13 protein-coding genes and 1 tRNA gene are annotated in these 19,657 nt (G+C 62.1%); all 14 read right to left on the reverse strand.

Translation table 11 applies throughout. The annotated features are described in order from the left end of the window. The 14 genes from L6D80_RS24750 to rpoD all read right to left on the reverse strand — a co-directional run bounded on the left by L6D80_RS24750 (position 1) and on the right by rpoD (position 19,606). On the reverse strand, positions 1-1,824 hold the full coding sequence (locus L6D80_RS24750) for an alpha/beta hydrolase family protein (RefSeq protein WP_176516312.1): 1,824 nt from the start codon (positions 1,822-1,824) through the stop codon (positions 1-3). After that, a complete protein-coding gene (pqqE, locus tag L6D80_RS24755) occupies positions 1,790-2,938 on the reverse strand; it encodes a pyrroloquinoline quinone biosynthesis protein PqqE (RefSeq protein WP_176516310.1) in 1,149 nt (382 codons plus the stop codon). The genes L6D80_RS24750 and pqqE overlap by 35 nt, the downstream gene beginning before the upstream one ends. Continuing rightward, positions 2,910-3,185, reverse strand: a complete 276-nt coding sequence (gene pqqD / locus L6D80_RS24760) for a pyrroloquinoline quinone biosynthesis peptide chaperone PqqD (RefSeq protein ID WP_176516308.1) — start codon at positions 3,183-3,185, stop codon at positions 2,910-2,912. The genes pqqE and pqqD overlap by 29 nt, the downstream gene beginning before the upstream one ends. Beyond that, positions 3,182-3,937: a pyrroloquinoline-quinone synthase PqqC gene (pqqC, locus tag L6D80_RS24765; protein ID WP_054903067.1), complete on the reverse strand. Its 756-nt coding sequence runs from the start codon at positions 3,935-3,937 to the stop codon at positions 3,182-3,184. The genes pqqD and pqqC overlap by 4 nt, the downstream gene beginning before the upstream one ends. A gap of 9 nt (positions 3,938-3,946) precedes the next feature. Further along, the gene (gene pqqB / locus L6D80_RS24770) at positions 3,947-4,858 is read right to left on the reverse strand and encodes a pyrroloquinoline quinone biosynthesis protein PqqB (protein WP_176516306.1); all 912 of its coding nucleotides are present in this window, start codon (positions 4,856-4,858) and stop codon (positions 3,947-3,949) included. A gap of 84 nt (positions 4,859-4,942) precedes the next feature. After that, entirely contained in the window at positions 4,943-5,014 is a 72-nt protein-coding gene (gene pqqA / locus L6D80_RS24775) for a pyrroloquinoline quinone precursor peptide PqqA (RefSeq protein WP_003243383.1), read from the reverse strand. A gap of 171 nt (positions 5,015-5,185) precedes the next feature. Next, complete coding sequence (gene pqqF / locus L6D80_RS24780; RefSeq protein WP_176516304.1) at positions 5,186-7,474, reverse strand: pyrroloquinoline quinone biosynthesis protein PqqF; 2,289 nt, start codon at positions 7,472-7,474, stop codon at positions 5,186-5,188. 92 nt (positions 7,475-7,566) lie between these two features. Further along, the gene (locus tag L6D80_RS24785) at positions 7,567-8,361 is read right to left on the reverse strand and encodes a carbon-nitrogen hydrolase family protein (protein ID WP_054903070.1); all 795 of its coding nucleotides are present in this window, start codon (positions 8,359-8,361) and stop codon (positions 7,567-7,569) included. Positions 8,362-8,375: 14 nt separating this feature from the next. Further along, positions 8,376-10,058, reverse strand: a complete 1,683-nt coding sequence (locus tag L6D80_RS24790) for a flavin monoamine oxidase family protein (protein WP_176516303.1) — start codon at positions 10,056-10,058, stop codon at positions 8,376-8,378. Between the two features lie 168 nt (positions 10,059-10,226). Then, the gene (locus L6D80_RS24795) at positions 10,227-10,688 is read right to left on the reverse strand and encodes an Lrp/AsnC family transcriptional regulator (RefSeq protein WP_176516301.1); all 462 of its coding nucleotides are present in this window, start codon (positions 10,686-10,688) and stop codon (positions 10,227-10,229) included. A gap of 176 nt (positions 10,689-10,864) precedes the next feature. Next, a complete protein-coding gene (locus L6D80_RS24800; RefSeq protein WP_219824827.1) occupies positions 10,865-13,300 on the reverse strand; it encodes a membrane-bound PQQ-dependent dehydrogenase, glucose/quinate/shikimate family in 2,436 nt (811 codons plus the stop codon). A 498-nt stretch (positions 13,301-13,798) separates the two neighbouring features. Further along, positions 13,799-13,875 (reverse strand) — tRNA-Ile (locus tag L6D80_RS24805). A 16-nt stretch (positions 13,876-13,891) separates the two neighbouring features. Next, a complete protein-coding gene (locus tag L6D80_RS24810) occupies positions 13,892-17,635 on the reverse strand; it encodes an EAL domain-containing protein (RefSeq protein WP_176516299.1) in 3,744 nt (1,247 codons plus the stop codon). A gap of 120 nt (positions 17,636-17,755) precedes the next feature. After that, positions 17,756-19,606: an RNA polymerase sigma factor RpoD gene (gene rpoD, locus L6D80_RS24815; RefSeq protein ID WP_054903742.1), complete on the reverse strand. Its 1,851-nt coding sequence runs from the start codon at positions 19,604-19,606 to the stop codon at positions 17,756-17,758. Positions 19,607-19,657 lie beyond the last annotated feature (51 nt).

Raw genomic sequence — 19,657 nt, forward strand, 5'->3', positions numbered from 1 at the left:
TTACCGGGCCAATGCTCGGCAATAAAATTTCCACTCTTCTTCCAATGCATGCGCCAGGTTCTCGGCTTTACGAAAACCATGGCGCTCGCCCGCATAAAAATGCGCCTCGGCCCCGATGCCGTTGCACTTCAATGCTTCGAGCATCGACCGCGTCTGCTCAGGCACCACCACCGCATCCAGTTCACCCTGGAAGAAAATCACCGGCACCTTGATCTGCGCAGCGTGCAACAGCGGTGTTCGTTGCCGGTAACGCTCGGCGTCCCGGTTCGGGTCACCAATCAGCCAATCCAGGTAGTCGCCTTCGAACTTGTGTGTGGCGCGGCCCAGGACAACCGGGTCGCTGACGCCGTAAAGGCTGGCTCCTGCACGGAACACATCGTGGAACGCCAGGGCGCAGAGGGTGGTGTAGCCGCCCGCGCTGCCGCCGCGAATGAATGCCTTGCTGGCGTCGATCAGGCCGCGCTCAGCCAGGTGCTCGACGGCGGCGCAGGCGTCCTGCACATCGCTTTCACCCCAGCGCAGATGCAATGCCTGGCGGTAGTCACGTCCATAGCCGGTGCTGCCGCGATAGTTCAGGTCGGCCACGGCAAAGCCTCTCTGCGTCCAGTACTGGATACGCGAGTCGAGCACCGGATAGCAGGCCGAGGTGGGCCCACCGTGAATGAAAACTACCAGGGGCGAAGCGCTGTCCCCGCCAGCGGCCGGGTAGAAAAAACCATGGGCGATCTCGCCGCCGCTGTCATAGTGGATCGCCTGGGGCAGGCTGATGCATTCGGCCGGCAGTACCTCAACGCCGCCGGCCAGGATGCTTACCTCATGACTGGCCCGGTCGATGGCGATGACCGCTGGCGGGCTGATCGGCGAGGCAGCGATGGCGTAGAGGTGGTCGGCATCCATGGCCAGGCTGCGAAACCGGCTGTAGGCACTGGCGAACCTTTCTACCTGGCCGTCTGCGGCGCGTAGCCCCAGTTGCCCAAAGCCCCCTTCGAACCAACTGGCCAGGTAGCTTTGCGGCCCCACTGGCAGCCACGTGCTGGCGCCCAGTTGCCAAGGGGCGGCAGCGTGGTCTGCCGGTAGGGCGGGCAAGGCCTGCCAATGGTCATCGACCTCGCCCCACGGTTGCCAGAAACCGTTGCGGTCAGTCAGGCAGTACAGGCGGCCTTCAGCGTCGAAGCGTGGCTGTTGCAGCGACTCGTCATGGGCGGCAACACACCGCGTAGGCCCCCAGGTGCCGTCGTTTTGCCGTTGTCGACACATCAGCCGGGTGACCGTCCAAGGCTGTGCAGGGCGGTTCCATTCGACCCAGGCCAAGCGTTTGCCATCGCTGCTCAGGGTGGGGGAGGCGTAGAAATCGGCGCCCTGGGCCAGGATCTCAAAGTGGCCCTCACCCAAGGCAACCAGGCGATGCTCGACCTGTTCGCCATGGCACTCCTCGACGGCCAGCACCTGCTCCTTGTGCCACTGCAGGTCGCCGTAGCGGGAGTGCAGGCTCTGAGTCAGGGCACGCGGTGGCGAGCCTTCGAGGTCCTGGGTGTAGACCTGCTGATCGTTCTCGTTGACGAACAGCAGCCCGTCGCCCCCCAGGCAAAAGCTGCCACCGCCATATTCGTAGACCCGGCTGCGTACACTGAACCCATCGGGTGTCAGGCAGCGGGCCTGGTGGTCGCGCCAATGCCAGATGCGGCAGGCACCATCGGCCGGGCGGAATTCGTTCCAGAACACCCCATCGGCGCTGACCTTGAGCTCGGCGAAGTCGGTGCCGGCGGCGACCGCCTGGGCCGCGCTGAATTCAGCCGCGGGCGATGACACGTGAGTTTCGTTCATTGCGGAAGGTCATCTGTTCAATGGCAAGGTCGGCAGTTTCCGCCTCCTCGCGGGCCTTGAGGATGAGGCCATGGTCGGCCGACTTGGCGCACACAGGGTCGGCATTGCTGGCGTCGCCGGTGAGCATGAAGGCCTGGCAGCGGCAGCCGCCGAAGTCCTTTTCTTTTTCGTCACAGGAGCGGCACGGTTCGCGCATCCATTCATAACCACGGAAGCGGTTGAAGCCGAACGACTCATACCAGATATGGTGCAGGTCGTGGTCGCGTACGTTGGGGAACTGCACTGGCAACTGACGCGCACCATGGCAGGGCAGCGCGGTGCCGTCTGGGGTAATGGTGAGAAACAGGCTACCCCAGCCGTTCATGCAGGCCTTGGGACGCTCTTCGTAGTAGTCCGGGGTGACGAAGATCAGCTTGCACGGGTTGCCCTCGGCCTTGAGTTTGTCCCGGTACACGTTGGTGATGCGCTCGGCACGTTCGAGCTGTTCACGGGTCGGCAGCAGGCCCAGCCGGTTCAGGTGCGCCCAGCCATAGAACTGACAGGTGGCCAGCTCGACAAAGTCAGCTTCCAACGCGATGCACAGCTCGATGATGCGGTCGATCTTGTGGATGTTGTGCCGGTGGGTGACAAAGTTGAGCACCATCGGGTAACCGTGGGCTTTTACTGCCCTGGCCATTTCCAGTTTCTGCGCAAAGGCTTTCTTCGAACCGGCCAGCAGGTTGTTCACCTGCTCGTCGCTGGCCTGGAAGCTGATCTGGATATGGTCAAGGCCGGCCTCTTTGAAGGCGGCGATGCGCGCTTCGGTCAGGCCGATGCCTGAGGTGATCAGATTGGTGTAATAGCCCAGCCGGCGCGCCTCGCCGATCAGTTCTGCAAGGTCCTGGCGCACCAGTGGTTCGCCGCCGGAAAAGCCAATTTGCGCAGCGCCCATTTCGCGGGCTTCAGCCATCACCTTGAACCACTGCTCGGTCGACAGCTCTTTGCCCTGTTCGGCAAAGTCGAGCGGGTTGGAGCAGTAGGGGCACTGCAGCGGGCAGCGGTAGGTGAGTTCGGCCAGCAGCCACAGCGGCAAGCCTACCGGCACCTCAGGCGAGGACGATCCAGTGTTCGCCACGGGCCACCTCCATGAACTGCTCGATGTCATCGGCCACTTCCGGGACACCGGGAAATTGCTGTTCGAGTTCGTTGATGATCGCTGCCACGTCACGTTGACCATCGATCAACCCACCAATCAGGCTGGCGCTGTCGTTGAGCTTGATCATGCCCTCGGGGTACAGCAACACATGGCCTTTTTGCGCGGGTTCGTACTGAAAGCGATAGCCAGGGCGCCAGTGGGGTACTTGCGTGCGATCGAAATTCATAGGGCGATCCCCTTGTGCCATACCCGTTGCTGGGTAACGGTGTGATAGGGCGGGCGGTTCAGCTCGTAGGCCATGCTCATGGCATCGAGCATGCTCCAGAGGATATCCAGCTTGAACTGCAGGATTTCCAGCATACGCTCCTGGCCGGCCCGGGTGGTGTAGTGCTGTAGCGTGATCGCCAGGCCGTGCTCGACATCACGCCGGGCCTGGCCCAGGCGGGTGCGGAAGTACTCGTAGCCAGCGGGGTCGATCCACGGGTAGTGCTGCGGCCAGCTGTCCAGCCGTGACTGGTGAATCTGCGGGGCGAACAGTTCGGTCAGTGAGCTACTGGCGGCCTCTTGCCAGCTGGCGCGGCGGGCAAAGTTGACGTAGGCGTCCACGGCAAAGCGCACCCCAGGCAGCACCAGTTCCTGGGAGCGCAGTTGGTCGGGGTCCAGGCCCACGGCCTGGCCCAGGCGTAGCCAGGCCTCGATGCCGCCGTCTTCGCCAGGCGCGCCATCATGGTCGAGCAAACGCTGGATCCACTCGCGGCGCACTTCACGGTCCGGGCAATTGGCCAGGATCGCGGCATCCTTCATGGGGATGTTCACCTGGTAGTAGAAGCGGTTCGCCACCCAGCCCTGAATCTGCTCGCGGCTGGCGCGCCCTTCATACATCGCCACATGGTAGGGATGGTGGATGTGGTAGTAGGCGCCCTTGGCGCGCAGAGCCTGCTCGAACTCGGCAGGGGACATTGGCAGTGCGTCGCTCATGGTGCCTCCTTACAACTCGATGTTCATGCCGTCGAAGGCGACTTCCACGCCGCGGCGCTGGACCTCGGCCCGTTCGGCAGAGTCTTCGTCGAGAATCGGGTTGGTGTTGTTGATGTGGATAAGCACTTTGCGCTGGCGCGGGAAACCGTCCAGCACCTCGAGCATGCCGCCGGGACCGTTCTGCGCCAGGTGGCCCATCTCGCGGCCGGTGCGGGTACCGACACCCCGGCGTTGCATTTCATCATCCTCCCACAGCGTGCCATCGACCAATAGGCAGTCGGCACCGTGCATCATCGACAGCAGCTTGTCGTCCACCTGGCCGAGGCCGGGGGCGTAGAACAGTGTGCCGCCGGTACGGGTGTCCTCGACCAGCAGGCCAAGGTTGTCGCCCGGGTGCGGGTCGAAGCGGTGCGGTGAGTAGGGGGGCGCGGCGCTGCGCAGGGGGAACGGGGTGAAGCGCAGGTTGGGGCAGGCGTCTATCACGAAGCTGCCTTCGAGCTCGATGCGGTTCCACTGCAGGCCACCGTTCCAGTGGCTGAGCATGTTGAACAGCGGGAAGCCGGTGGTCAGGTCCTGGTGGACCATGTCGGTGCACCACACCTGGTGCGGGCAGCCTTCGCGCAGGCTGAGCAGGCCAGTGGTGTGGTCGATCTGGCTGTCCAGCAGCACGATCGCGTTGATGCCGGTGTCGCGCAGGGCCCGGGCCGGCTGCATCGGCGCGAAGGCCTGAAGCTGGGCGCGGATGTCGGGCGAGGCATTGCACAGCACCCAGTGCACGCCGTCGTCGGACAGGGCGATGGACGACTGGGTCCGCGCCTGGGCGCGCAGGGTGCCGTCACGGTAGCCCTTGCAGTTGACACAGTTGCAGTTCCATTGCGGGAACCCGCCACCGGCGGCGGAGCCGAGAACCTGGATGTACATGGCTACTCTCTATGCTGTGCGAAAAACCGTACCTGAAAAACGAAAACGCCCCGGCGGGCCGAGGCGTGTAACCGCAAGCCGGGCTTAGCGGTTAGCGAAGTACATGGTGACTTCGAAGCCGATACGCAGATCAGTGTATGCAGGTTTGGTCCACATGGGATGACTCCTTCGGGATGGGTTTTGGGTGGCTCAGCTACTACTTGGGTACCGCCATGCGCAGGAGGTTCCCAGAACTGGGATTGCGCTATCTTACAAGAAAAATTTGTACTGAAAGGTTAATTATCGGAAAAGTGCCATTACCGTTCGCGTAACAATCGCTGAGTTGGCTCAGCGCCATGTAGAGTCTGGCGCGGCAGCGTTAGCTAGACACAGCCAAGTGGAACCTGTATCGAGCACGTTGCTCAGCAGGTGGTCCAGATCCGTCTGCCGCGTGTTCAGGATAGCCCTGCGCAGCGCATCCAGCCTGCCGGGTTGTGTAGCCAGGTGTGTCTGCCACGCCCATTCGGCGACATCGGCGTTGGCCATCGCGGGCTCGTCGAATTGCCGTGCCAGGGCTTGGCGGGCGGCCGGGTCAAGGGTGACACCTTGTTGCAGCAGCGTGAGCAGGTGGCCCAGGACCTGCGCCTGGCGGGTGTGGGGCGATTGCACGCCGAACAGCAGGCCGCTGACGCCCTCGACCTGACGAAAGGCGCTGAAGACCGCGTAGCCCAGTTGCAGCTCCACCCGCAACCGCTGGTAAACCGGCCCTTGCAGCAGGTGCGCCAGCAGGCGGCCACAGGCTTCGCTGGCCGCAGGTAATGGGCAGAACAGCAGCAGGGCGTGTTCACTGCCTGGCACGTCGACGTGCTGCCAGCGGTGGTTGGGCCAGGTAGGGAGGGGGCCAGGTCGCGAGCCCTGCCCAGGGCATTGCTGCAACACCGTACCCAGGATACCCAGCGCGGCATCGTCCAAGCCCGCGGCAAGGCCGTGCCAGTGTGCGTGCTGCCACAGGCTGTCGAGTTGCGGCTGTGCCAGCGTGCGTTCAGATTCAGCGACGGCCCGGGCGCCCAGCACCGCATCGGGCAGTTGCTTGAGCAAGGCCCTGATGGGGATCAGGGCCGGGGGCGTGGCCGCGCTGGGTTGCCAACTACTGGCTGGAGGCTTGAGCATCAATGCCAAGGCCTGTTCCACAGCCCGAAGCACTGCTGCCGGTTGCCCGGCACAGCGCAGTTGCCAGTACTCACCAGCGGCACTGAACTGCAGCTGGACCGACGCGCGCTCGCAGCGTTCCTGCAGGGGGGCGAGCGCTCGCTCGAGCACACTCTGCAAGCGCTGGCGCACAGGCAAAGGTACATGCCAGCGCAGGTAAAGCGCGGCGTATTGACGAGCGCTTGGCAACGGGTCGCTGACCCTGAGCGCGGGCGGTAGAGGCTGCCCCCCGGTGTTGGGCAAACCTGCCAGCAGCAAGGGGTCGGGCGGGGGCACTTGCCACTGCCCATATGCCTGGCCCGGCAGGCCCTCGGTCAGTGTGCGCAGGGCCTGCAAACCTTGCGCCTGCAATTTGCCGAACGGCTGGCCTGTGCTGTCCCGGCGGGCCAGCTCAAGCGCGCTGGCGCTGCGTTCGCGGCTGAGCTGCAGCAGGCCGAATTCGCTATTCAACTGCTGAAGGTCGGTGTGGCGGATGAAATTGAACCAACCCTGCAGCAGGGCGTGGGCTTCATCCGGGCAGGCGTCGGCGGTGAGCTTCAGGTCGATGTGCCACAGCAGCTGCCCAGCAAAGGCGTACAGCGTTTCAGCCTTGAAGCTTTGCAGCCAGCCCCGCTGGCGAAGCGCTGCCAGCCAGGTATCCGGACGGCTGTCGTCCAGGCAACTGATCAGCAGCGCCAAGGCCTGCTCGGCAGCTGGCGGGAGATCCTCGTGAGTGAAAACCAGGTCTGTGGTTGTGCTCGACAGTGGCGGTGCAAGCGCTTGCGGCACACGCTGACCCGGCGCGAACAGCTCGGCATATTGCCTGCCCAGCTGTTCCAGCTCATCCAACGGTTGCGGGCCGCACAGGCTCAGAGTGATCTGGCCGCCTTGGTAGAAGCGCTGGTGGAAGCCTGCAAGCGCTTGCTGAAAGGCCGGATCCTGCAAGGCCAGGGTGTAGCGGTTACCGGCATGAAAAGCGCCCAGCGGGTGGCCCGGTGACACTGACTGCAGCAAGGCGAACTGCTGCTGTGCCTGTGGATTGCGCGACCAAGCAATGAATTCGGCGTGGATCACTTCGCGTTCACGGCGTTGGCGATCGATACCCAGGTCCGGTTCGGCCAGCATCTGGCACAGGCGCTCAAGGCCCCCGGCCAAGGCACTGGGCGGCACCTCGAAGAAGAAGTCGGTAGTGCGCTCGCGGGTGCTGGCATTGACTTGGCCTCCGAGCGTCTGGACGTAGCGCATCAGGCCGTCGTCCAGCGCAAAGCGAGGTGTGCCGAGGAAGAACAGGTGTTCGAGGAAATGGGCCAGGCCCGGCCATTGGCCTGGCGCGTCATGGCTGCCAGCGTGTACCCGCAGGGCGGCAGCCGAGCGCTTCAGGCGCGGGGCGTGGCGCAGGGTCAGCTGCAGGCCGTTGGCGAGGGTAAGGTGGCGGGTGGCGTCAGGCATGGGGGCTCCGGTAGCTGCGGTCCATGCTAACTCATTTATCGGCAGGCCCGGCCCAATGGCTGGTTTGCCATCGGCCGCCACGGCGATCCCTTTCAGCCCTTGCGCAGGTGCAACTCCTGGCGCAGATCGGCCAGGTAGGGAAACGCGATGCGGCCCTGTACCACACGCTCATGCTCCAGCTCGGCCAGCAGCTGGCATTCGTCCCGGCCGGCCATGGCCAGCAGGCTGCCATCCGGGCCAATGATGCTGCTCTGCCCGCAATACTGGATCTGTGCTTCCGAGCCGCAGTAATTGGCATACACCAGGTAGCACTGGTTCTCCTGTGCCCGCGCCCTCACGGTCACCTGGCAGGTAAAGTCGTACGGCGTCATGTTCGCCGTCGGCACCAGGATCAGTTCGGCACCGCCCAGCGCCAGGCGCCGGGCATTCTCCGGGAACTCGATGTCGTAGCAGATCAGCAGGCCGATTTTCCAACCGTCCAGATCTACCACCGGAAAGTGGTCGGCGCCTGCGCTGAACATTGAGCGGTCCAGCTCCCCGAACAGGTGGGTCTTGCGGTAGTTGCTCAAGCTACGGCCGTGCGCATCGATCAACTGCACACTGTTGTAGATCGCCCCATCATCGCCGCGCTCGGGGTAGCCATAGACGATAGCGATGCGGTGCGCCTGGGCGATCTCCACCACCGCCAGCGCCGCTGGGCCATCGTCGGCTTCGGCCAGGCGCTCGACCTGGGCCAGGCCAATGTTGTACCCGGTCAGGAACATCTCGGGGCAGACCAGCAACTGTGCGCCGCGTTCGGCTGCCAGCTGCGCCTGGTGACGCAGGCGTTGCAGGTTGCCGGGCACGTCCAGTGGCTTGGGCGCGCCCTGGTACAGAGCGATGCGCATGGCGCCTCCTTGGGTCAGTCAGCCAGGGCGATCGGGCCGATTTCGTCGAACACATCGCCCGGGCCGGGGTTGTCCGGGTGGGTGTGACCACCGAAGTGGTTCATGATACCCCACACCGCATTCAACGACGTTTGCACCGCCCCTTCCACCCACGCCGGGGTCCACGATACGTCATCACCGGCGATGAATATGCCGCGCTGCTCGGCAGGCATATCCTGTTGCATGAAGTGCGCGTACATGCGCTGGTTGTAGCGGTAATGGCCCGGCAGAGCGCCTTTGAAGGCACCGAGGAAGTGCGGGTCGGCCTCCCAGGAAATGGTGATCGGGTCGCCGATGATATGCCCGGCAATATCGGTCTTCGGGTAGATTTTCTTCAGCGCGTCCAGGGCCAACTGCACGCGCTTTTCCACCGGGTGCGGGAGCATCTTCAGAGCGTCGCTCATCCAGGCGTACGACAGGCAGATCACCCCCGGTTTGTCGTCGCCGTTGTCGAACAAGTAGGTACCGCGGGTGAGGCGATCGGTGAGGGTCATGCTCATCAGGTCGCGCCCGGTTTGCGGGTCCTTGTCCTTCCAGAATGGTCGGTCGACCATGACGAACGTCTTCGACGACTGCATGTAGCGGGTGCGGTCCAGGGCCATCCACATCTTTTGCGAGAACAATGATTCCTCGCAGTCGATCTGGGTGGTCAAAAGCCAGGTCTGGCAGGTGGCGAGCACGGCGCTGTAGTGCCGGGTGTCGCCCCAGGTGTCGGTGACGGCCAGGCGACCATCGCTGCCGCGGGCGATGCGCTTGACCCCGGTACGCGGCGCGCCGCCATGCAGCGCGCTGAGGCTGGTGCCCTCCGGCCAGTGCACGCAGCGCTGCGGTACATGGCGCCAGATGCCCTGTGGTACTTGCTCCACACCGCCAACCACCAGGTGCTGGTGGTCGTCGCAGTTGGTCATTACCACCCGGAAGATTTCCAGCATCGAGTTAGGGAAGTCCGAGTCCCAGCCGCCGGTACCAAAGCCGACCTGGCCAAACACTTCGCGGTGCTGAAAGCTCAGTTTGGCGAACGAGCGCGAGGTGGCGACGAAGTCGTAGAAGGTGCGGTCATCCCATAGCGGGACCAGTTTGTTCCACAGCGTTTTCAGGCGCGTCACATCACGGTCGCGGATGGCTTGCTGGATGTCGGCGAACTGGGCACCGCTTTCCAGCGCGTCGGCCCAGGCGTCGGCCACTTCATGGAAAAGCTTGGGCAGGTCGCTGGGTTTTTCGGCGTAGTAGGTCTGGCCTTCCAGGTCGATCACCGTGCTACCCGAGGCTGGCGTCAGTGGGTTGGGGAAGGGTCTGGTCTCCAGGCCCAGCTTGTCCACGTAGTGGTAAAAGGCAGTCGACGATACCGGGAAGCGCATGCCGCCCAGCTCGGCGATGATCCCGTCAGTGCCGTTGAAGGTTTGCGAGCGCAGTCGGCCGCCCAGCTTTGACGCCTCGTAAACGACCGGCTTCAAGCCGAGCTTCATCAACTCATAAGCCGCTACCAGGCCCGCAATGCCGGCGCCAACGATCGCCACTTCCTCGCCATGGCGCTCAGCCGGGATGCTGCCCAGGCCTGCGGGGTGTTCCAGCCAGTCGTCGAAGGCGAAGGGAAAGTCAGGGCCAAAGATGGTGATGGGCTTTTTGCCGTCGGCGGGGTGGCGGTTTTTCTTGTTCATGAAGTGACCTTGCCAGGAAGGCTGCGCGGGGAGCGGAGCCTGAGTATAGGAGATGCCTGGGGGTCATTTTAGGGCGTGGCGTTTTCGTTATTAAGGCGCAGAATGTTGTCTGAATGTCGTTTGTTTCGTCGAAATGATAGATAAAAGCTGGTTTATGACGAAGGCTGGTCAGGTCGGTTGCCCGCGGTCCACCTTGCTGCTGAGAATGATCGACGTGGTGGTCTTCTCCACCCCGTCGACACTGCCGATCTGGTCGAGCAACTGGTCCAGTTGCTCCGGCGAATCCGTGCTCAGCCAGGCCACATAATCGAACTCACCGCTCACTGCGCACAGTTGTTGCACCTGCCCCATGGCACTCAGGCGCCGCACCACCTCCTTGCCCGAGCGCGGCTGCACCTTGATCCCCACGTAGGCCTGCAGCCCACCGCCCATCACCTGCTGGCCCAGGCGCACACCATAGCCAGAGATGACCTTGTTCTTCTCCAGCCGCTCCAGGCGCGAGTTGACGGTGGTGCGGGCGATGCCCAGCTGACGGGCGAGGGTGGCGACGCTTTCGCGTGCGTTGATCTGCAGCAGGGCGATCAGTTGGCGATCGATTTCATCCAGCGTAATGAAGCGGGAATCCGACATGGCGAGTCTCTACGGTTGGCCTGCTAGCCTAGCCAGCGAGTGCCAGCCAGGGCAAGGCTCGAAGTGTACTGCTCCCTAGTCATTGAGCCGTTCGGGCTTTTCTTGGGCGGGATGGGCTGACTGGCAGCGAAAAAATCCCCGCAAGCGGGGATTTTTCGTACTGCACCAATCGGCCGTTACGGCTTGATGCTGTCAGGCAACGCATAGGCAATGATGTAGTCGCCCACATCGGGCGAGTGGCTCATGCCGCCAGCGGAGATCACCACATACTGCTTGCCGGTCGTGGGGGACTTGTAGATCAGCGGTGCGGCTACAGCACCGACGGGCAAGCGGGCCTTCCAGACTTCCTTGCCGGTTGCCGAATCGAGCGCACGCAGGTAGTAGTCCTGGGTGCCGGCGAAGAACACCAGGCCGGATGCCGTTGAGGTAGGGCCGCCGAGGGTAGGCATACCCAGGGGGATCTGCATGTGTGTCTTGATCCCCAGCGGGCCAGTATCCTGCACCGTGCCCAGTGGCACCTGCCACACCAGTTTCTGGGTGTTGAGGTCAATCGCGCTCATGCTGCCGAACGGTGGCGTGTTGCATGGCACGCCCAGCGGGGACTGGAGGATGTCGATCTTCACACCGCCATAGATGCCTGCGACCTGCGGGCGAATAGTGCCCATGAAGCCAGGCACCTCATCGGTCGAGACTTTGTATTTGCGGGTGTTTTCCTTGGTCACCAGCGACATGCGCAGCGGCATGCGCATGTCGTTGACGAACATCATGCCGGTGTTTTCATCGATGGAAATACCCCCCCAGTTCATGCCGCCCAGCAGCCCAGGCCATTCGATGTACGGTTTTTCAGTGGGTGGTGTGAACGGGCCGACGTACACCGAGTCCTTGAACATGATCCGGCAGTAGAGCTGGTCGAACGTGGACACCCCCCACATCGACTGCTCGGTCAACGGGTCCGCGCCAATGACCGGCATGCCAGCGGAGTACGGCTGGGTCGGGGACAGGTGTTCGCCTTCTGCAGCCGGTGTAGTGGGAACAGGGCGCTCCTGAACTTCAGTGACAGGCTGGCCGGTGCGGCGGTCCAGCACGAAGATATGGCCGGTCTTGGTGGTCTGGATCAGGACCGGGATCTTGGTGCCCTGTGCATTCTTCATCTCGTAGAGCACAGGTTGCGACGGCAGGTCGTAGTCCCAGACATCATGGTGCACCGTCTGGAAAACCCACTTGGCCTTACCCGTGGATGCATCGACCGCGACAATCGCTGTGCCGAACTTTTCTTTCACCGAGTTACGGTCGCCACCCCAGTAGTCAGGTGGGCCATTGCCGGTGGGCAGGTAGACCAGGTTCAGTTCTTTGTCGTAGGTGGGAATGGTCCACACGTTCGGTGTTTCAAGCGCGAACTGGTGGTCAGCCGCCGCTGTGTCGGCGCCCTCAGGCGCACCCACATCCCAGGCCCATACCAAAGCACCGGTCAGCACATCGAATGCACGCACGGCACCGGAAGGCTCGCCGGCCACGATGTCACGCACCCAGCCACCCACCACGGTGAGGTGGCCCATGACTACAGGGAGAGAAGTGGGGTGGTAGCGCTTGCTGTGCTCTGTCGGCCCCATGCCTTTCTTGAGGTCAACGTAACCCTGCTCGCCGAAGTTGGGGCAAAGGGTGCCGGTGTGTGCATCCAGCGCGAACAGCCGGGCATCGACCGACGACACCAGGATGCGCTGACGGCATTGCTGCTCGCTGGCATGAGAGGCTTTGACCTCGGCGCTCAGGCTGTCGTCCCGGTCGATGTCGTAATAGCCCACGCCACGGCAAGTCACGTGCTCTGCGCTTTTGGCGTGAGGGTCGAACTTCCAGAGGGGCTTGCCGGTATCGCCATCAAGCGCGGTGATCAGGTTTTCCGGTGTGCACGAGTACAGGACGTTGCCGATCTGCAATGGCGTGTTCTCGTCGACCCCAGCCCCTGGGCCGCTGGTTCTGCGGCCAGTCCGGTAGGTCCAGGCAACTTGAAGGTCCTTGACGTTTTCCGGGGTGATTTGCGTGTAGGGGGCGAAGCGGGTCCCCGAGGCATTGCGCCCGAAGAACTCCCAATTTTCCGGGGCGCTTGAGGCTGCGTTTGGGGCTGGCAGGCTACCTGCTGCAATGGGCGTCGAGATCCCACCATGGGGGAAGAAGGCGGCGATGAACGTGGCGATCAATGCCAGGAACACGACCAGCCCTGAGCGATTGGCGGCTCGGCGTGTGCTTGCAGAAGTATCGGGCAGTGCAGCGCCCACCCACAGGCTCAGGGTCAGAAGAATCGCCGGAACGACCAAACGAGGAAGTAGTTGCCAGTAGCTGAACTGCCCCACTTCGTAGAATGCCCAGGCGCACGTGGCAAGGAATATAAGGGTGGAAAATACAATACTGATACCCTTGCGCAAGAATACCAGTACAGCCAGCACGGCGTAGGCAAGCCCCGCAAGCAAGTAGTAACTTGACCCGCCCAGTGCCAGAAGTTTGGAGCCACCGTAAATCAATGCCACCGCTACACCTAGTGCAAGTAGCGAGAACAGCAGTCGCGCAGCATTACTTAACGAGTGCTTCTCAGCGTTGGAACAATTGTCATCCGTCATAGTTGTGTAAGCTCTGTTGGTGAGTACATGGCTGTTCCCTCAGGGTGCGAGAAACCGGGCCTGGGCGCGGGCCGTTGTCGGTTATTGCGGGTAGTGCGTACAGGAGCTGGGCGCACGCTTTTGCCAACGGCAAAGTTCGCCAAAGGCGTCAGCGTGATAGATGGCATGCCATTAATCCTGGCTGCAGGTCAGTACGGTGTTGTTCCATGAAGGGGTTAAAACACCGTTTAACGAAGTGTCCGATTCCCAACGCTGGGTTGAGAAAACGGGTGGTGTTTTTAGTTTAAAACGCTGTACGGAGGGGATAAATCAAGCAGCCTGGAAAAGAGTATTATTGAATTGGTAACAATTTGTATGGCCTAGCGCTGGCTGCCACACCCGGCCGTGGCACCAGGCTGCTTCGGCACAAAGGCGATGCGATGGGGGAAGGCTTAGCATCGCAAAGCGCTGGGGGAGGTGCAGGAACGAAAAAGCCGCGCATTTGCGCGGCTTCGTATTTGGTGGGCCCACACGGACTCGAACCGTGGACCAAAGGATTATGAGTCCTCTGCTCTAACCAACTGAGCTATAGGCCCTCAGTAAGTGCCCGGATTATAACGAGGGTTTTGAAAGCGTGCCATCCGAAAGATCAGTTAGTGCTATGCGAAGAAACGTCGCCGCGAATTCGTCAGGCGGAAGCGGCAGGCTGACGATGTAACCTTGGATCTGCTCGCACCCTTCGGCAGCCAGGAAGCGCTCCTGTGCCTGGTTCTCCACCCCTTCGGCGATGATGGTCAGTTGCATGCTGCGCCCAAGTGCAATGATTGCGCGGGCGATGGCCGCATCGTGGGGGTCGTCGGGCAACCCGCGGATGAACGATTTGTCGATCTTGAGGATGTCCAGCGGCAGGCGTTTGAGGTAACTGAGCGACGAATAGCCGGTGCCGAAGTCGTCAATCGCCAGTTGCACCCCCAGCTGCTTGAGTTGGTGCAGCACGGCCAGCGCTTCTTCGGCCTGGCTCATGATGAAGTTTTCGGTGATCTCCAGCTGCAGGTCGCCGGCCTTGAGCTGGTACGTCCTGAGCAACTGTTCGATGCGTTTTGCCAGGCCGTGGTGGCGCAGTTGGGCGCCGGCAAGGTTGATCGACAGCGGGCCGAAGGCCTGGTACTCCATCTTCCAGTGGTGCATCTGCCTGCATGCTTGCTCCAGTACCCAATCGCCGAGCTGGAGGATGGTGCCGTTCTCCTCGGCCAGGTGAATGAAGTGCTCGGGCGGGACCTCGCCGAACGTCGGGTGGCTCCAGCGGATCAGTGCCTCTGCGCCTACCAGGGTCTGGGTCTTGAGGCTGAACTTGGGCTGGTAGCTCAGGCTCATTTCATTGCGCTCGATGGCGCGACGCAATTCATGCTCCAGGGCGATGCGTTCGCTGGCCTGGGCGGTGAGATCGCGGGTGTAGGTCTCGACGCGGTTACGGCCTTTGGCCTTGGAACGGTACATGGCCGCGTCGGCGTTGCGAATCAGTGTGGCAACGTCGCTACCGTCCTGTGGATAAAGGCTGATGCCGATACTGGCACTGGTAAAGAACTCGTGCTCGCCCGCCTGGAACGGGGCACCGAAGCAAGCCAGCAGCTTGTTGGCGATGGCGCTGGCATCGCTGGGCTTGTGCAGGCCGGGCAGCAGGATGATGAACTCGTCACCGCCCAGGCGTGCCACGGTGTCGACATCGCGTACCTGCTCCTTGAGGCGTTGGGCGATGCCCTTGAGCAGCAAGTCGCCCACCGGGTGGCCGAGGCTGTCGTTGATGTGCTTGAAGCGGTCCAGATCCAGGAACAGCACGGCGCCCTGGCGGTTGGAAATCTGCGCGCAGGTGAGCACCGCTTGCAAGCGGTTCTCGAACAGGGCGCGGTTGGGCAGGCCGGTGAGTGGATCGTGATGGGCCTGGTAATCAAGCTTGGCCTGGGCGTGCTTGAGGCTGGAGATGTCGGCGAACACGGCGACAAAATGGGTGATGTCGTGCTCATTGTTGCGTACGGCGCTGATAGTCAGCCAACCAGGGTAGATTTCCCCGTTCTTGCGCTTGTTGTAGATTTCGCCTTGCCAATGGCCCTCGGCAGTAAGCTGATGCCACATGGCGGCATAGAAGGCGCTGTCGTGCTGGCCTGAGGCAAGCAGACGGGGCGTTTGGCCAAGGGCTTCGATCTCGCTGTAACCGGTGATTTCACTGAAGGCGCGGTTGACCGCGCTGATGCGCTGGTCGATGTCGGTAATCAGCACGCCTTCGGCAGTGTTCTCGAACACCGTGGCAGCCAGCTGCAGTTTCTCCTGCATCATGTGGCGTTCGGTGATGTCGCGGGCGATGGTCAGCATGCAGTCCACCCCCCCGATGGGCAGCGGCCGTGTGGACAGTTCGCACAGGCGAATCTGCCCATCGCTGCGGCGGATGTGGCAACTGAAGTCGCGCACGAAGCCATCGCGGGCGAGCTGGTCGATCAGGCGCTTGCGTTCGTTGAGGTCAACCCAGATTCCCAGGTCGAACGAGGTCTGGTCGATGGAGGGGTTGAGGTCATAGCCGGTCAGGCGGCAAAAACCTTCGTTGATTTCGATCAGCAGGCCATCACTCTGGCGCGATAGCAGCAGGCCGTCGGGCGAGGCATGGAAGGCTTTGGCGAACTTCTCTTCAGAGGTTTGCAGTTGCTGCTGGGTTTCCTTCAGCTGGCTGATGTCGCGCACTGCCACGACGAAGGCCAGAGTGCCGTCCAGCTCGAAGGTTTCGGCCGACGTCAGGCCCGTGAACAGTTGGCCGTTGCTGCGCCGGAAGCTCATTTCCAGGTTGCGGATACCGCCTTGGTGCAGGCGCTCGAGCAGCAGCGGGCCAGCGCCCTGCACACCCCAGAGGTTCAGCTCGGTTGCCGTGCGGCCGATGACCTGGCCGGGGCTCATGCCAATCTGCTCTTCGAAGGCTTCGTTCACCTCCAGCAGACAGCCATCGCTGTGGCGGGCGATCAGCAGGATATCGGGGCATTGCTGGAACACCGAGGCGAACTTTTGCTCCGACAGACGCAGGGCGTCTTCGGTGTGCTTGGTTTCGCTGATGTCGATCATCAGCCCCCGCATTACCGGCCGGTGGCCGTGCTCGATCATGCTGACGATGTTGCGCACCCACAGTGCCTGGCCATCAGCGCAGATCACCCGGTAGTCCAGGCTGTGGTCGCGGCCGGCGGCCGTTTCGCTTTCGCAGTAGGCCTGTGCCCATAGCGCGTCCTCAGGGTGCAGGATGCTGCGCCAGAAGCCCGGTTTGAGCCAGTCGTGCAGGGGGTAGCCGAGCAAGTCCTCGGCGTGGGGCGAAACATAGCTGTAGGTGAAATCGTTGGCGTCGGCCTCCCAGGCAATTGCCGACAGGCTTTCGATCAGGCCACGGTAGTGGTATTCACTGCTGCGCAGTTCCTGTTCCAGGGCAATGCGCCTGGAAATTTCCGAGCTCAGCCGGCGGTTGATGCGGATCACCACGGCCAGGATGGCGACCAACAGCAGCACAGCGGGCAGGCCATACATCAGCATGTCGTGCCAGAACGAGCGTTGATCTACCACATTGCCGACCCAGCGCTGCTGAATCTGGCTGATCTCGTCACTGGACATGTCTGCCATGACCTTGTCGAGGATGCCGACCAGGATCTTCTTGTCACGCGGCGCAGCCATTGCCAACTGGTAGCGATAGGGCGTTTCACCGCTGACATACAGGCCATCGAGCTTGAGCTGGCGCAGGCTCCAGATGCTCGAGGCGAGGTCGCCGACGACGGCGTCCACTTCATCGGTTGCCAGCGCCTGCAAGGTGGAACTGACATTGGGCATGGCGACCAGGTTGAGGTCAGGGTGGTGGGTACGCAGCAACTCGTGGGGTGCGTAGTTTTCCACAACGGCGATTTTCAGGCCGTACAGGTCCTTGAGGGTGCGCGGCTGCGGGCCACCATCATGGGCGAGGATGACAATCGGGAAGTCCAGGTAAGGGCGGGTGAACGCCAGGTATTCTTGACGTTCTGGCGTCGACATGATGCCGGGGAGCAGGTCGATGCGGCTTTCGCGCGCCTGTTGAAGTACCTCGGTCCAGCTGCTGGGCTCGATCGGTTTTAGTACCACATCCAGCCGTTGCTGGAGCAAGGCGATGTAATCGGCGGCCAATCCCTGGTACCGGCCCTCCTGGTCACGAAACTCGAACGGTGGCCAAGAGGCGTCGACGCCCAGCTTCAACTGCGGGTGGGCAGTGAGCCAGGTTTTTTCCTCGTCTGTCAGGGTCAGGGCGCCGGCCGTCGTGTTCCAAAGGATCAGGAGCAACAACAGAATGGCCGGCATCGGCGGCATAGCAGCCTCGCATTCAGGTGATCTGAATCGAGTGTAGACGGGCATTCAGGGCACGGTGTAGCTACTTGCCATGACCTTTAGTCACATAAGAAAAACCCCGGCCTGGGCCGGGGTTTGTCATCACTCGTCGAGGAAGGATCGCAGGTGTTCGCTGCGAGTCGGGTGGCGCAATTTGCGCAACGCCTTCGCCTCGATCTGACGGATCCGCTCGCGGGTCACGTCGAACTGCTTACCTACCTCTTCGAGGGTGTGGTCGGTGTTCATGTCGATGCCGAAACGCATGCGCAGCACTTTGGCTTCGCGTGCGGTCAGGCCCGAGAGCACGTCGCGGGTCGCTTCCTTGAGGCTTTCGACCGTGGCCACGTCAATCGGGGACTGCATGGTCGAGTCCTCGATGAAGTCACCCAGGTGCGAATCTTCATCGTCACCGATCGGGGTTTCCATGGAGATCGGTTCTTTGGCGATCTTCAGCACCTTGCGGATCTTGTCCTCAGGCATCTCCATACGTTCGCCGAGCTCTTCCGGGGTCGGTTCGCGACCCATTTCCTGCAGCATCTGGCGGGAAATACGGTTGAGCTTGTTGATCGTCTCGATCATGTGCACCGGAATACGGATGGTGCGCGCCTGGTCGGCGATCGAACGGGTGATGGCCTGACGGATCCACCAAGTGGCGTAGGTCGAGAACTTGTAGCCACGACGGTATTCGAACTTGTCCACCGCCTTCATCAAACCGATGTTGCCTTCCTGGATCAGGTCGAGGAACTGCAGGCCACGGTTGGTGTACTTCTTGGCGATGGAGATCACCAGACGCAGGTTCGCCTCGACCATTTCTTTCTTGGCGCGGCGGGCCTTGGCCTCACCGATGGACATGCGACGGTTGATTTCCTTGATCTCGGCGACGGTCAGGCCAGTCTCGGTCTCGAGGTCGATCAGCTTCTGCTGGCAGGCGACGATGGCAGCGTCCTTTTCACCCAGGGCCGCGGCCCACTTGGTGTTGCGCTTGGCCAGGTCACCGCTCCAGGTCTGGTCGGTTTCGTTGCTCGGGAACAGGCGCAGGAAGTCGGCACGCGGCATACGTGCATCACGTACGCACAGTTGCATGATCGCGCGCTCTTGCTGACGCAGGCGGCTCAGGGCATCACGTACACGTTCTACCAGGACGTCGAACTGCTTGGGCACCAGCTTGATCGGCATGAACAGATCAGCCAGGGCCTGCATCGCACCGATGCTCTCGGCATGGTTGCGGCCATGCTTTTTCAGCACCTTGAGGGTGATGGCGAGCTGGTCCGAAACCGCACCGAAACGCTGGGCTGCAACGACTGGGTCCGGGCCACTTTCGGCCTCTTCCTCGTCATCGCTGCTTTCTTCGCTTTCCTCTTCGTCGTCGGACTCTTCTTTCGTCGCCGCGGCCTTGGCGCCAGGAATCGGCACTTCTTCGGTCGGGGCGGCGATGTTGTCGTCAGGGTCGATGTAACCGCTGAGAACATCCGACAGACGGCCACCTTCGGTGGTGACACGGTCGTATTCGCCGAGGATGTAGTCGACAGTGCCCGGGAAGTGGGCAATAGCGCCCATCACTTCACGAATGCCTTCCTCGATACGCTTGGCGATTTCGATTTCGCCTTCGCGGGTCAGCAGCTCGACAGTACCCATTTCGCGCATGTACATGCGCACCGGGTCGGTCGTGCGGCCGATATCGGTTTCAACTGCCGCCAACGCTGCAGCGGCTTCTTCGGCCGCGGCTTCGTCGGTGTCGGCTTCCGCCAACAGAAGGGCATCCGCATCCGGAGCACTCTCGAATACGTTGATCCCCATGTCGTTGATCATGCGGATGATGTCTTCCACCTGTTCCGGATCTGAAATATCCTCAGGCAGGTGGTCGTTGACCTCCGCGTAAGTCAGGTAGCCCTGCTCACGACCGCGGGTGATCAACTCTTTGATACGAGACTGCTGTTGCGCTTTTCCGGACATAACACCCTATCCACTGAAGGTCTTGGCGGGCAAAAAACAAGCCGAGGATTA

Source organism: Pseudomonas ceruminis, from assembly GCF_021602025.1.
GTDB lineage: Bacteria > Pseudomonadota > Gammaproteobacteria > Pseudomonadales > Pseudomonadaceae > Aquipseudomonas > Aquipseudomonas ceruminis.

Bases quoted from the DNA above. Each gene is read 5' to 3' on its own strand.
- pqqB (WP_176516306.1), bottom strand. From the start codon at position 4,858: ATGTACATCCAGGTTCTCGGCTCCGCCGCCGGTGGCGGGTTCCCGCAA.
- L6D80_RS24795 (WP_176516301.1), bottom strand. From the start codon at position 10,688: ATGTCGGATTCCCGCTTCATTACGCTGGATGAAATCGATCGCCAACTG.
- pqqC (WP_054903067.1), bottom strand. From the start codon at position 3,937: ATGAGCGACGCACTGCCAATGTCCCCTGCCGAGTTCGAGCAGGCTCTG.
- pqqD (WP_176516308.1), bottom strand. From the start codon at position 3,185: ATGAATTTCGATCGCACGCAAGTACCCCACTGGCGCCCTGGCTATCGC.
- pqqF (WP_176516304.1), bottom strand. From the start codon at position 7,474: ATGCCTGACGCCACCCGCCACCTTACCCTCGCCAACGGCCTGCAGCTG.
- L6D80_RS24750 (WP_176516312.1), bottom strand. From the start codon at position 1,824: ATGAACGAAACTCACGTGTCATCGCCCGCGGCTGAATTCAGCGCGGCC.
- L6D80_RS24785 (WP_054903070.1), bottom strand. From the start codon at position 8,361: ATGCGCATCGCTCTGTACCAGGGCGCGCCCAAGCCACTGGACGTGCCC.
- L6D80_RS24810 (WP_176516299.1), bottom strand. From the start codon at position 17,635: ATGCCGCCGATGCCGGCCATTCTGTTGTTGCTCCTGATCCTTTGGAAC.
- L6D80_RS24790 (WP_176516303.1), bottom strand. From the start codon at position 10,058: ATGAACAAGAAAAACCGCCACCCCGCCGACGGCAAAAAGCCCATCACC.
- L6D80_RS24800 (WP_219824827.1), bottom strand. From the start codon at position 13,300: ATGACGGATGACAATTGTTCCAACGCTGAGAAGCACTCGTTAAGTAAT.
- rpoD (WP_054903742.1), bottom strand. From the start codon at position 19,606: ATGTCCGGAAAAGCGCAACAGCAGTCTCGTATCAAAGAGTTGATCACC.